The organism is Acinetobacter sp. QJM3NY_42 (assembly GCF_056173745.1).
Genome location: NZ_CM149689.1, coordinates 288,673 through 303,273 on the forward strand (window position 1 = coordinate 288,673; position 14,601 = coordinate 303,273).

The window sequence follows — 14,601 nt, forward strand, 5'->3', positions numbered from 1 at the left end:
TTTAAAGTTTAAATCCACGGTGTACCGCAACAATACCACCCGTCAGGTTGTGGTAATCACAGTTTTGGAATCCGGCATTTTCCATCATTGTTTTAAGTGTACGCTGGTCCGGGTGCATACGAATGGATTCAGCAAGATATTTATAGCTTTCAGAATCATTTGCAACCAGTTTGCCCATAAGCGGCAGGGCAGTAAATGAATATAGGTCGTAAAGTTTTGAAAAAGGCTCAAATACCGGTTTAGAAAACTCCAGAATCAGCAGGCGGCCGCCCGGTTTAAGTACGCGGTACATGGCTTGTAGCGCTGCATCTTTATCTGTCACATTACGCAGGCCAAAACTGATAGTCAGTAGATCAAAACTGTTATCCGCAAATGGTTCCAGTGTTTCAGCATTAGCCAGTACAAAATCGACATTAGTACAACCCGCATCTAGCAGACGGTCGCGTCCAACATTGAGCATGGATTCATTGATATCAGACAGAACAACATGACCAGTGGGGCCAACTTCACGGCTAAAAACTTTAGCCAGATCACCTGTGCCGCCTGCAATATCTAGTACATGCTGGCCACGACGCACACCTGACATGTTAATTGCAAAACGCTTCCACAAGCGATGAATGCCGAAAGACATCAGGTCATTCATGACATCATATTTGCTGGCGACCGAATGAAATACTTCTGCAACCTTTTGTGCCTTGTCTTCAGCACGTACACTCTTATAGCCAAAGTGAGTAACCTCACCTACGTTGCCGGTGTTGGCACCACGTGGCAGGTTATATTTAGGTACCTGTGTATTGGTTGAAGCATCAGTCAGCTGTTGTTGTAGGGATTGCTGCTGGCCTTGAGGCGCACCTTGCGGTAAAGGCTCGGTTAAGAACGGACTGACTTTCTCTGTATTGGATACCGACTCAGTGGCTGGGCTGGATGTAGGGTTTTCATTAGACATACGAGTCACTCCTGAACACAGAAATAATAAATCTTGCAGTAGGTTGCATGATGACAGATTCTTGCTATTTTTACAGCGTTCATCTTGTAATTGCTCGGAATAATATACAGAAAAAATCTGTTGAGTTATCTTTTATCCGGTTTCTAGCACAGATTATATTTTAAACGGATCTGCCTTGCCTGAATGAACATTGTCGATAATCTGTCGTTCTTTCTCGGTGAAACTATAAATGAAAGCAGCAGCTGATTTCATCGGTTTCATAGCCACAAACCCCTCACCAATAAAATCGTACATCAGCTGGAACTGGTATTTTTGCGCTACGCCTTTACACATTTTGAATGCGGTATGCATAACAAAAGAACGCATGTATTTATCAAGATTTAGCCCTAGTTCATCAAGTAAGGCGAGTTGATGGTAACGCGCATCTGACTGATTTAATTTAATTAACGTCAGACGCATCATTTCATCATTAATAGGCTCCTCAGCCGGGTAGTCTTCAAGAAGCTGTGCAGCCACCTGTTCATCAAGCTGCATTGCCAATACTGCCAGACTGACGGATTTCAGTCCGGTTCTGATGGCATTTTCAGGCAATAGCTTCTCTGCTTTATGTGCATACTTGAGTAAGCGTTCAATCTGTTTAGCCAGATCATCAAATTCTGGTCCGCCATATAGACGATTCAGAAAATATGTAGCCATCAGCTGGTTTTGTGGCTGACTAAAAAGTCCCTGATGCGTAGATTGGATTCGGGCTTTAAGCCAGGCTTGAGCCTCGTATAAACGTTTTTTTAAAGCAGGATCCTGATGATAACTTAAGTCATTATATTGTTTTAAAAGCTGGTCAAGGGCGTCGAGTTTAGACATGAGATAACACAACCCAGTTTAAATATAAAAAAAGAAAAGCATAGCCATAGTTTAAATCAGGTGCTATGACAACATTGTTCTGGACTTATTAAAAAATAGTCAGTCAATCTATAAAATATGCGCTAAATAAAGTGAAACAAATAATACATTAAGTTTCAGGGCGCTAGTGTAAATCACAGTATATTGAACAAAACAGAAATGATGAGGCACGCATGGCCGGACAAGAAAAAAGATCTTTTAAACTGATGAATGAAGATGAGTTATCACTTGCCCTGATCGATGCCCAGTATGCCCTGCGGGAAAGTCGGGGAACACCGCAGGCTAAAAGTCTGGTCATTTTGGTAAGTGGCATTGAGCTGGCTGGTAAGGGCGAGGCAGTCAAGCAGCTTCGTGAATGGGTGGATCCACGTTATCTGCAGGTCAAGGCTGATCCTCCACATCTATTGACCCCCAAGCTGGCTTTCTGGCAGCCATATAGTCGTTTCATACCTGCAGAAGGGCAGATTGTAGTGCTGTTCGGGAACTGGTACAGCGACCTGCTGGCAACAGCTATGCATGTTTCTGAACCGCTTGACCAAGGCATGTATGACAGTTATATCGAAAATATGCGTGCCTTTGAGCAGGACCTCCAGAATAATCATGTCGAGGTTGTTAAAGTCTGGTTTGATCTGCCCTGGAAAAATCTGCAAAAGCGTCTGGACAATATCGATGCTTCAGAATTGCACTGGCACCGCCTGCATGGGCTGGACTGGCGCAATAAAAAACAGTATGAAACTCTACAGAAGTTACGTCAGCGTTTTACTGATGACTGGCTGATCATTGATGGAGAGGATGAAAAAATCCGTGACCAGCAGTTTGCGCAATCTATATTAGAAGCTATGCAACGCCTGCCAGTCCATCAGGACAATGGAGTGACTAACTGGAAACAGGCAGCTGTTCCGCAACTATTGCTGGAGCCCCAAAATGAAGAACTGGCAGAAAATGAGTATAAGAGTCATTTAAAGGAATTAAGTCGTCAGGTTGCAACCGCACTACGTCATGATGAACGTCAGGTGGTAATCGTTTTTGAAGGCATGGATGCAGCTGGTAAAGGAGGAGCCATTAAACGGATTGTTAAAAAGCTGGACCCACGTGAATATACAATTTATAGCATTGCTGCCCCGGAAAAATACGAGCTGCGCCGTCCCTACTTATGGCGCTTTTGGAACAAACTGGATGAACATGAAGATATCATGATTTTTGACCGCTCCTGGTATGGCCGGGTACTGGTCGAGCGTATAGAAGGTTTTGCCAAGCCGGCAGAGTGGCAACGGGCCTACGATGAGATTAACCGTTTTGAAAAAGACCTAACTGACAGTCAGACTCTGGTGATTAAATTCTGGCTGGCAATCAGTAAAGACGAGCAGGCCAAGCGCTTTCAGGCCCGTGCCGATACACCACATAAACGTTTTAAAATTACAGATGAAGACTGGCGTAACCGCGAAAAATGGGATGAATATTTAAAAGCTGCTGCTGACATGTTTGAGCGGACCAGTCCTGCATGGGCGCCTTGGCAGGTAATTGCGACAAATAATAAAGAAGCCGCTCGTATACAGGTACTCGAAGGCATTCTGAAAAAACTACAGGCTGATTAGTCAGCCTGTAGTTTTTTAATATTAAGTTATAGAGATCATTTTTAAGCTTTTTGTATTTTCTGCTGAATATTTTTAGCCATTTTATAGCTTTCCTCAACATGTGCTTCGGCTATCTTCTTCATAATAATATAACCCAGACTTGCTGCAACAATCTGACCACCGAGCGGAATAAATTTGGTCACCTGTTTAGTCAATACTTTACCGACCATTCCATTTAATGACTGCTTTGCCGCAGTACGGGCAACTACCAAGCCGGAAAATTCTACGCCACGTTTACGCAGCTCATTCCAATGAATTTGTTTGGTTTTTGCGTCATACACACTGATCTGGTCAGGGGTCAGACCAAAACGATGGTTAATTTCCGGCAATAATTGCGATAAAATACCGATGTCAATCACGACATCAAAAAAAGGAATTGGAATTACGGCCGCCCCGGCGGATACGTAAGCACGTTTTTTGACCAGTTCCAGACATTCTTGACGAATCTGTTCTAAATTCAGGGTAGGATCAATGGCATCAGGAATCTTGTCTATTTTCATTATATGAATACCTTATTCAGTGAAGTGTTAATTTTCCAATTGAATCACTATTAAGATACGTATTTCAAAGAAATTTTGTACCCATGGATGATGTAAAAGTGACATGGCCAGCAGGTGTTGTACAGTGAATTATCTTTGTGATTTTGTGCACAGAACTTGAATATTTGTTATTAGGGTAAAAAGAATATGGGGATTCATGTTATTCAAAGCCAGCGTATTGACGTATTGGTACACGGGGTGCTTTCTACCTTGGGCCAGCCGGCAGTACATCCGCTTGAAGTCTTGAAAACCCAGCACTTTGTGGTACCGACTCCAGCTATCGAGCAGTGGCTGGCCCAGAAAATGGCTGAAGAACAGGGCATTAGCGCCAACCAGCTGTTTCACCAGCGTATACGCGGTTTCCAATGGTATGCCTATCAGCAGGTACTGGCTGATAAAGATAAGGTCCGTAAAGCCAATATTCCGCGCCTGATTATGAAGTGGCGGGTTTATCAGGCCTTGGGCCCTTTTATTGAAGCTGAAAAATTACAGCTAGATCAGCAGCATCCTCTATATCCGATTATTTGCCGGATTTACGATACCGCCGAAGGACTTGAACCGGGTATCATCCGGCAGCTCAAGAAACAAGGCATGCTGTACTGGGTAGCTGAGCAGGTCTCTAGCCTGTTTAGCAACTATATGGTTTACCGTGGCTATTGTACTAAAAAAGGTTGTACAGATGTTTGTCGTTGTCCAACCAACTGGCTAAAAGCCTGGGGACGGAACCAGCCACTTGATATCGAAGCATTATTTTATACAACAGGTACTGAAATCTCTGCCTTTACCTTGAACCAGGCACATGAACTGGAAGGCTGGCAGCGTTGGCTCTGGCAGGAAGTATTTCATGAAGACTTCGAGCTGATGCAGGAAATTGATACCGAGTTCTGGCAACAGCTGGAGCAGGAAGCAACGCGCAAGCAGGCGCTTAAACGTTTGCCTCAGCAACTGGTGGTATTTACATTGCTGGATCTGCCACCGATCCAGTTACAGTTTTTGCGCCGTTTGGGACAATATATTGATGTCTTCATTCTGCACTACAATCCTTCACAGGAATACTGGGCAGATAGTGTCGATCCGGTCTGGAAAAAGCGTTATGACCTGCGCGTGAAAGAGCGTTTTATCAGTAAAAATCCGCAGGCAACCGATGTCGATATCAAAAAGTTTTTTGAGGATTTCACTCTGCATTTTAATGCGGAAGTCAGAGAGTCGCGTCATCCGCTGCTGACCCGTTTCGGCAAGCAGGCACGTGACCATTTTTCATTGCTGTCGAGTTTATCCTCAGGGGAAGAAGGACAATGGGTAGATGCTTTTGTTGACGAGTTTCCTGATAATCTGCTGGGTAAATTACAGTCAGATATCCTGTATCTGGCAGAACCACAGAAACATCGATATCCACTAAATGCAACAGATGATTCTATCCAGATTCATGTCTGTCATTCTTCGCTGCGTCAGCTTGAAGTCTTAAAAGACCAGCTGACTTACTGGCTCTCGCAAAGCTCAAAAGACCAGCAGCGTAGGCCTAGCGATGTTTTAGTGCTGGTACCTAATCTAAAAGAACTTGAACCTTTAATTCGCAGTGTTTTTGCTGTTGCCCCTAAATACGGTATATCTAGCACTGATTCTAATATTTTTCAGGCAGCCACCAGAGAGCGGCAGGTTCATCTGCCTATTAAAATTGCCGGTGTGGCACAACTTGATGCCAGCAATGCTTGGCGCGCAGTTCTGGAACGAATTCAGCTGGTACGTGGCCGCTTCACCTTGCAAGAATTTTCAGACTGGTTAAATCTGACGGCAACCCAACAGTGTTACGGACTGGATGTCAATCGCAGTGAACGTATGCTGGTCCTGCTGGCTGCAGCCGGCTTTAAACGCGGACTGGATGCCCAGCATTTACAATATAGCCTGAGCCGGCATGATGAGGACTTCCGTTTTACATTCAAATTTGCACTAGACCGGCTGGCACTGGGCATTGCTATTCCTGACCATACGATTTTTAATGAAACCCTAAGCTTTGCCCAGGTACAACCGAGTGACTTTGAGCTAGTTGGCAAGCTGATCGAAATTTATCAAGACTTTGACCAGCGCCGGGACTGGCTACTGTGCCATGAGCTGGGAGAACGAGTAGTAGTTGAGAGTTGGTTACAGCGTTTAAATGAAGATATTGCAGAATTTGAACAACAGGGCATTACTGCACTGAAACCGGTACGCGAAATTATTCATAAACAGATTAGAATGCTGACACTCGCCAACTTTTATAGTGAGCAAGAAGAGCAAAATTTACGCGGTATCTGTTTACCCCTGGCATACCTCATTGAAGAAATTAATACAGCGCTCGATGCCCAGATTGAGCAGGCGGAACCTACCGGCCAGATTACCTTTAGCCAGATCGGGCAAATCCGGCCCTTACCGTACCGCTTGATTGTCATGCTAAACCTGGACAGTGGCACATTTCCAAGTCGCAGCCAACGGTTACCTTTTGACCTGATGGATATACTGCGTCCACAGCTGGGCGACCGCTCACGACTGGAAGATGATCAGGGCGCATTTCTAGATGCATTACTGTTAGCTCAGGAAAATTTATGGCTGTTTTATAATGGCTTTGATGTTAATGACGGGGAAGTACGTGAGCCATCGAGTACCCTGCAGGAATTTGTACAGCATATGGCATTGATTGTCGCTTCTGAACAGCCCGATGAGGTGATAGACCAAAAAATTTCCCTAAATGGGATTGAAGTACCCCGACAACTTGAGCAGCTTTATCACGTTCATCACCTGCAACCTTTTGACCCGGCTGGTTTTGCCACTGAAAAGCTGATCCGCTATCAGGATCAATGGTTTAATGTGGCACAGCACTTATTACAGGCGCGTGGACAACGCCAGCCGTGGGCAAACATACCATACCCGCTAAATACTGAAAATATTCAGGTTCTCCATAGCCAGCAATGGATACAAGATGTCATCTTTCCAGCGCGACTGTATTTAAAGACCTTAGGTGTTGAAAATCTGAGTTCGAGCGAAAGTACAGCTCAGCATGAACCCTTAATTCTGGATGGATTAGGCCGCTATGCTATTCGAGATTTTCTCTATCAGCAGAATAGTGTGAAAGAGCCACAAATACTGATGCACCAGCTGCCGGTTGGAAAAGTGGCGCATAGTACCTGGCAGATCAGCCTGGCTGAACAGGAAACTTTAAAGGCCCGTCTGCAACGTTATGCACCCGAGGTCACTCCAGTCACCCAGCAGATGTGGAAGGTCAGTGCTGAACTGCATATGCAGATTAATACTCCTCAAGCAGGTATAACTGACTGGGTCAGTATGGAGCCATCTAGTGCACGGGCTAAGCGCCGCGCCAAAGTCTGGCTTGAATATCTTTTATGGTTGGCTTATTTGAACCAGTCAGAAGAGACAAGCCGGAAATTACAGCGTGTGGTTGTCTTCAGTGATCAGACTGTAATCTGTGCGGGTGTCTGTTCAGCAGAAGCACGAAAGCTGCTTGATCCTTGGTTTAAGGCTTGGCAATATGGCCAAAGCCAGCCGCTGGTTTTACCGGCTGCCCTGATATTAAGTGTGGCTGAAAAAGGTAAAAAGCATGAATGGACTGAAAATGAAGCTGGCCAGAAAGTCATTAATAATTTTGATGCGCTGTTAAAAGACTGGAATGAAACCCATCAGTACGGTTCATTTTCCGCAACAGAAAATGAGGCGGTACGGCTCCACCGTGACTGGCAGTTTATCTTGCAAGAACAGGACGCCACTGCCTTACTGGAGCATTGCTGTAAAACTTTCTCTTATGAGTTATATGCACCTATTTTTGAATATCAGCGGGTTGAAACAACATGAATGAGCCACAGGCTATTTCGGAATATCCGATTGCTGATATGTGTTTCTCTGGCCTGCATTTGATCGAGGCCTCGGCTGGCACAGGAAAAACTTATACCCTGTCTAGCCTGATAGTGCGTATTCTTATTGAGAAATATCTCCCCAACCAGATTATTGCCACCACTTTCACCCGAGCAGCGGCAGCTGAACTAAAAAGCCGGATTCGTAGCCGTCTGGTAGAAGCCTATCAATATTTTAATGATTGTCAGGATTTGACAGAAATTGAAATGTTGCATAAGGCAGAACAGGAAAAAGATCCCCTGTATCAGGTGCTCTGTAAACAATTTTCGACACAGGTTGGTTATGTCTGCGAACGACTTAAACTGGTCATAGACCAGCTGGATGAACTGTTTGTCAGTACGCTGGACAGTTTTAGCCAGAAATTGCTGCGTGAGTTTGCCTTTGAAAGTGGCAAAATTGAACGGGCACAGTTAACTGAAGATGCTAAGGCCTATAGTCAGCAAATCGTCCATGACATTTTAAGAGAGTGGATTCAAGCTCAGCCGCAGCCCTTGATTGACTATTTACTGTTAAGCAAACAGCTCAAAAATACTGACGGTTATCTGGCGATTGTAGAAAACAGCCTGAATTTCTCTTCAGCCCAGTTTATGCCTGTTGCCGCACCAGTCATGGATTTGGAACAGTTTGAAGCGGAGCTGGATCTCTTGTTAAAACTGGATCTGTCTTTAGTAGAAGGGCTAGCCGATTATTATCGGGCAGATGGACAGCACAATAGTATAGTCGGAAAAAAATGGCGGACTGAGCAGTTAATGGAAACAACGCTGTGTCAGAATCTGCCAGATTTTATTAAGGCTTTACATACCCAGCGTTCTTATGCCTTATTTGCAGCACACTGGACCGATATCTTTAAGTGTATTACAGATCTGGCCACAAAAAAGGTTCTGAACAAATGTAGTGCCGAGGTACTGGAATACTTTGAAAATCATCAGATTATCCAGGGGCTGCGCCGGTTTTGCGAATGTGTAGCCAATTTAAAAACTGATCTTTCCCGGTTAGATACCTATTTACAGTTTTATATTAGTCAGGAAGTGCGTAAGCGCCTTCCACAATTACTGCAGCAGCGTGGGGAAACCACATTTTCACAGCAAATCCGGACTTTGGCTGAGGCTTTGCAGGGTGAACAAGGCCAGCGTTTTGCAGTATATGTCCAAGCCCGTTATCCCCTGATTGTGGTCGACGAATTTCAGGATACCAATCAGGATCAGGATAATATGCTGGCCAGTATCTGGCGGCATCCACAGCGACATCAGCACAGCTGTATGATTATGGTTGGTGATCCAAAACAGGCAATTTATGGTTTCCGGGGCGGAGACATGCTGACTTATATCAAGGCCCGGCAGGATGTTTTAATCAAACAGGGTAAACTCTATACCTTAAGACAAAACCACCGTTCAGTTCCTGAACTGGTAGAAGTGGTCGATGCGCTATTTCAACGTGAAGTCAACTTTGGTGAAGAGGTTATTTATACCCCGATTCAGGCAGGAGCACGTCAGCATCCGCCTTTAACCGACCGGCAGCGTAAAAACTACTGTCCACTACGCTGGGTCCAGCTTAGTGATAAAAACAAAGAGGCCGAACAGGTTGCCTGGAAGATTCGTCAATTATTAAACCACGGTATAGCCAAAGAGTTGTTATTTGACGAGTCAGGCGGTCAGCGTCCTTTAAATGAAAATGATATTGCTATCCTGTCCAAGAATCATGATGGGCTAGACAAAGCCCAGTATGCTTTAGAGTCTTTAGGTATCCGGGTTAACCGGCCCTCTAAGCGTAGCGTATTTGACTGCCAAGTGGCCCGTGATGTTGGAGCACTGCTGACGGCTATCATGCATCCGTATGATGAGGGTAAGGTTAAACGGGCTTTACTGAGCCGGTTACTCGATTTTAATTTGCAAAGTCTGGTCGAGCTGGAGCAGCGCACTGACGGTTTGAGCAGTTTTATACACAAGTTTGATGATATCCGTGAATTATGGCTGGAACGTGGTTTCCTGAGTGCCTGGCAGTACTGTCTGCAACATTTTCAGGTCTGGCAGAAACTGGTAGCCATTGCCAGTAAAGATAACGAAAGGGCTGTGGTAAATCTGCGGCATTTAACCGAAGTACTGAGCCAACATAGCGAAATTTATCCGGGTGCCAAGAATCTGTATTATTGGTATTTTAAACAGTTACAGTCACCAAGCGAACGTGAATGGGAACTGGAACGACGCCTGTCTAATGAAGCAGGTGTACAACTGATGACCATTCACCAGTCAAAGGGACTAGAATTTAAGGTGGTATTTTTGCTGGGTGCTGACAAAGCATTTAAGGAAATGAATAAAACCCTGAATTTCTCTACAGTTGAGCAGTTAAACCCTGTAACAGGTCAGCTTGAAAAGCAGCGGGTTATTGCGGTAGCAGACAAAAACCTGCTAGATGAAAATGCAGTAAACCAGCATCAGGAACGTGCAGCAGCAGAAAACCGTCGTCTCTGGTATGTTGCCTTAACCCGCGCCAGTCACCGTGTTTATGCCATGCTGCAAGATACTGAAGGTAAAGCCAGGCACAGCCTGGCTTTCTGGCGTAATCGGGCAGAACCTTTTGTACATCCTCACTGCATGGATGAGCCGCTTCTAGAGCAGCTACCGGCAAAAGTTTCTGCCAGTTCGGTCTCAAAGCAAATCAGTGTCCAAGCCTTGAATCTGCCCCAGCAGCGTTTTTATCCTCGGGCCAAAACCAGCTTTAGCTATCTGGCGCAGCATCTCAAAACTAGAAAAATCTTTGATCCGCTTGCAAATGAAGTAAAGCGACCAGAAAGTGCCGAAGACGAGTTGCATGTAGTAGATAAAGCGTACTTACCGGCAACCCAGCCCTTAAGCTGGATCAAACAGAACTTTCCGATGGGTACTGTAGCTGGTAATTTCCTGCATGAGATTTTTGAGCATATTGATTTTCAGGAGCCGGCAGACTGGATACTGGAAATCCGCCGCCGTTTTAAAAATGATTATAGTGGACTGTGGAATGAATTACGGGATAAATATCAGCGGGATTTTCCTGAACAGGCAGAAGATGAACAGCTACTGTTAAACTGGCTGGCAGAGTGGCTCCAACAAGTACTTGGGACTCCGTTACACGCAGGTTTTGAGTTAAAGCATTTACAACCGGAACAGCATTTGGCTGAATTTCCATTTTGTCTGGCACTTTCAGATCATGTACTGGCAATTCAGCGAATTCACCAGCTATTTGCTGAATACGGGATTGATATGCCTGAACTAAATCCTGCCGAATCCGCGCGTTATCTGAATGGTTCCATCGATCTGGTTTATTTTGATGGTCATCAGTATCATATTGCCGATTATAAGAGTAATTTTCTGGGTAATGATCAGTCAGACTATAATCATGCCTCAATCCGAGCCAGTATGTCACATTCAAGTTATTGGTTACAGGCTGGTCTTTATCTGGTTGCACTGCATCGTTATCTGAGTATACAGATGCAAAATTACGAGATCAGCCGGGATCTGGGCGGAGCAAGCTATCTCTATCTGCGTGGCATGAACGGTCAACCGGATCATGGCATGTATTACTGGAAACCCAGTACAGAATTTATCCTGCGACTTGATGCTTTATTAGGTTATTTTATTGAAGATAAAATGAGTAAAATTGCTTAATAAGTTATTTGAAATATTTTATAAACAAAAACTTAACTTGTGGATAAATTTGTTTATAACTCTGTAGATAACTATGAGGATAACTGTGTGGAAAATAAACAGCTTCATGAAAACTCCCAACAGCAATGGATCAGTACATGGAGCAGTTTTATTGCACAGACCCCTTTTCATGACGGTGAAAAACATGAAAATGCTACTAATATAATTGTCCAGGTTCTCGAGACTCTTCAGCAGGGCAATAGCTGTATTGAAGCTACCGAGGATCAGGTCAAGGTTTTAAATAATCTAGTAGGATTTGAGCAGCAGGAGCACTTGCCGGTTGCGCCATTTATATTTGATGGTAGCTCATTATACTTGTACCGCTACTGGAACTTGGAAACCCGACTGGCAAAGCAGATTGAACGCCTGTGGCAGCAGCAGATTCCTCCGGTTGACCTGACAGCCTATTCGGGGCTGTTACAAGATAAATATCAAAAATCTGCCCTGACAATGGTTGCTGGAAAAATACTGAGTATGATTACTGGCGGACCGGGAACAGGCAAAACCTATACACTGGCACGTATTATCGCGGTTCTTAACCAGGTTATTCCCGATATCCGTATTGCTATGGCAGCGCCTACGGGAAAGGCTGCCCAGCGTATGCAGGAAGCACTACGCCATTCTTTTCAAGATCCCAAACTGCTGGAATCTGGTTTGGTCACACAGAGCCTGCAAATGCAGACTACTCAAACCATTCACCGGCTGCTTGGGCTAGGTCAAAACCAGCAACCGCGTTTTCATAGCCGGCAGCCGTTACCTTATGATGTTATCGTTATTGATGAAGCTTCCATGCTTGACCTGGAACTCGCGACCTTACTATTTGAAGCTATACCAGATCACTGCCGGCTTATTTTACTTGGAGATGCTCAGCAGTTAGCCTCAGTTGAAGTAGGCTCGGTTCTTGCTGACCTGCAACAGATTCCCGCCTTGGCGGAACATCGGGTCCATCTGGTAAATAGCCGTCGTTTTACAGAAGATGCACTTATTGGAAAAATGGCCAAGTTTATCCAGCAGTTTCAAGCTGGAAAACCTCATACAGAGATTCTGGATTATTTCCAGCAACAGATTGTACCGGCTAACCAACTTTCAGCTATTACATTAAGTCATGATATGCAGGATCAGGTACAACTTGAATTCTTGCCTGCTTCAGCTCAAAGCCTGAATTGGACAGAATTTTATGAAAAACTGATGCAGGGTTATTTACCTTATCTTAAAGCACTTAAAAATTATTTACAGGCAGAAGAAACTTCTGAGGATACAGTCAAACCTCTGGTTCAGGCATTTGACCATTACCGACTACTTGCAGCTACCCGACACGGGGCATTAGGGCTTGAGAAACTTAATCAGTATGCTAAACAATGGCTGAATCAGGCTTTGAAAACAATTGCAGTAGGTGACTGGTATATTGGCCGTCCAGTTATGATGACCTATAACGACTATCAGCTGGGGCTTTCAAATGGTGATATCGGTATCTGTGTTCGACATCGGGAGCATCCTGACCAGTTTGAAGTTTATTTTCCCAGTCTGAACAAATGGGTGGCTGCCACACGGCTACCGAAGAATATTGAAACAGCATTTGCGCTGACTATTCATAAGTCACAAGGCTCAGAATTTACTCATACCACAGTTGTATTAGACCAGACAGCGAAAAACTTGTTAAGTCAGGAACTGATTTATACAGCCATTACTCGAGCTAAGAAAGTAGTGAGCTTACTGGTAGACCCGGAAGCATTTGTCCAGTCTTTAACAGTAAAAACCACCCGTAAAAGTGGATTGGTTAGTAAAATTAATAGAAAACTAAGTTTGTGAAATAAAAGTTAATAATAAGCCTTCTTGTAAGTTTTTGCTTACATCAATTCGAGAAATTAGCGCCTAGAGCTAATGCAGAGTTTCTGAGATGATGGCTTCACATAAAAAGCCTAGCACGGAAAGCTAAGCAATAATCGCATTATAACTATAATCAGTCGAATGACAGCGAACTTGCATGAAGTAAGTGAAAAAGAGGAAACTTACAGCCGCTAAGCCTTGTAGTTTTGGGAGAGACTACAAGGCTTTTTTATTGCCTGTTAAAATGTCAAAGGTACTCAACCATAAATACACCAATAGATAGAATTTACTCATTTGTAGGTTTTAGCTTACATATTGATACGTAAAATACGACTTTTATACATAATTAGATCTGACAAAATATTACACATAAGGAAATATACAATTATATACAGGACATTATTAATTCATTCATAATAAGATTGGCTTAAAGAAGTTAAGAACAACTATAAATTAAAGAATAATAATGAGAAAAGAAGAAACTACAGCGCAAAAAAAGCCCAAGCCTAGCTTGGGCTTTTTTTTAAATACTTATATTTTAGAATTGGCAAAATGTATTATCTTTAAAGAGTTTAATAAAGTACTAAAATAATTAAGGGATTCTATGAGTTTCAATTTTATAAAACATAAGAAATATTCATAAAAAATTTAAGGCGGAGAAAAATCATAAATCGGTCAGGGTAAAGGGTTAAATCAGAAAAACAGCCTGCAATTTTTGCAATTAGAGCGTTTTTCGCTTAAAATATGACGCTTGCTGTAGTGATGCACGGCAGTCAGTTTGGCTCGGTCAAACTGGTAGGTATCAAAACTCTTTTCAAAGCATCTCGGAGAAATCGAATGGCTTTAACAAATCAAGATCGCGCAGAGATTGTTGCTAAATTTGCTCGTGCTGAAAACGACACAGGTTCACCGGAAGTTCAAGTAGCTTTACTGACTGCTCAAATCAATGATTTACAGACTCACTTCAAAGCACATAAACATGACCATCATAGCCGTCGTGGTCTGATCCGTATGGTTAACCAGCGTCGTAAGCTGCTTGATTATCTTAAAGGTAAAGACACTACACGTTATAGCGATTTGATTGCTGCTCTAGGTCTGCGCCGTTAATCTGGCAATTCCTATTTTGTTTTCGGTAAGTCGAATGATCGATTTTTCGTTTGCTGAGAATGAAAGTG

Annotated in this window: 8 protein-coding genes; 5 read left to right on the forward strand and 3 right to left on the reverse strand. The window is 43.7% G+C overall.

Going from position 1 to position 14,601, the window contains the following annotated elements; all coding sequences use genetic code 11:
• Position 1: 1 nt before the first annotated feature.
• Positions 2–946 carry a bifunctional demethylmenaquinone methyltransferase/2-methoxy-6-polyprenyl-1,4-benzoquinol methylase UbiE gene (gene ubiE, locus AC0VYT_RS01335; RefSeq protein WP_005016944.1) on the reverse strand — a complete coding sequence of 315 codons (945 nt, stop codon included), beginning with the start codon at positions 944–946 and terminating at the stop codon, positions 2–4.
• Positions 947–1,099: 153 nt separating this feature from the next.
• Positions 1,100–1,807, reverse strand: coding sequence for a DUF8198 family protein (locus AC0VYT_RS01340; protein ID WP_005016942.1), 708 nt, complete (start codon positions 1,805–1,807; stop codon positions 1,100–1,102).
• Positions 1,808–2,019: 212 nt separating this feature from the next.
• Here AC0VYT_RS01340 and pap point away from each other — a divergent pair, with 212 nt between their 5' ends.
• A complete protein-coding gene (gene pap / locus AC0VYT_RS01345) occupies positions 2,020–3,441 on the forward strand; it encodes a polyphosphate:AMP phosphotransferase (RefSeq protein WP_005016940.1) in 1,422 nt (473 codons plus the stop codon).
• Between the two features lie 41 nt (positions 3,442–3,482).
• On the opposite strand, the gene AC0VYT_RS01350 is transcribed toward pap, so the two are convergent.
• On the reverse strand, positions 3,483–3,980 hold the full coding sequence (locus tag AC0VYT_RS01350; RefSeq protein ID WP_005016937.1) for a hypothetical protein: 498 nt from the start codon (positions 3,978–3,980) through the stop codon (positions 3,483–3,485).
• A 186-nt stretch (positions 3,981–4,166) separates the two neighbouring features.
• Here AC0VYT_RS01350 and AC0VYT_RS01355 point away from each other — a divergent pair, with 186 nt between their 5' ends.
• From AC0VYT_RS01355 to rpsO, 4 genes are all read left to right on the forward strand, one after another.
• A complete protein-coding gene (locus AC0VYT_RS01355) occupies positions 4,167–7,859 on the forward strand; it encodes an exodeoxyribonuclease V subunit gamma (RefSeq protein ID WP_005016935.1) in 3,693 nt (1,230 codons plus the stop codon).
• Positions 7,856–11,560, forward strand: coding sequence for a UvrD-helicase domain-containing protein (locus AC0VYT_RS01360; protein ID WP_005016933.1), 3,705 nt, complete (start codon positions 7,856–7,858; stop codon positions 11,558–11,560). Before AC0VYT_RS01355 ends, AC0VYT_RS01360 begins: the two co-directional genes overlap by 4 nt.
• Before the next feature lie 87 nt (positions 11,561–11,647).
• Complete coding sequence (recD, locus tag AC0VYT_RS01365) at positions 11,648–13,408, forward strand: exodeoxyribonuclease V subunit alpha (RefSeq protein ID WP_005404547.1); 1,761 nt, start codon at positions 11,648–11,650, stop codon at positions 13,406–13,408.
• 855 nt (positions 13,409–14,263) lie between these two features.
• The gene (gene rpsO, locus AC0VYT_RS01370; RefSeq protein WP_005016930.1) at positions 14,264–14,533 is read left to right on the forward strand and encodes a 30S ribosomal protein S15; all 270 of its coding nucleotides are present in this window, start codon (positions 14,264–14,266) and stop codon (positions 14,531–14,533) included.
• The last annotated feature ends 68 nt before the right edge of the window (positions 14,534–14,601 follow it).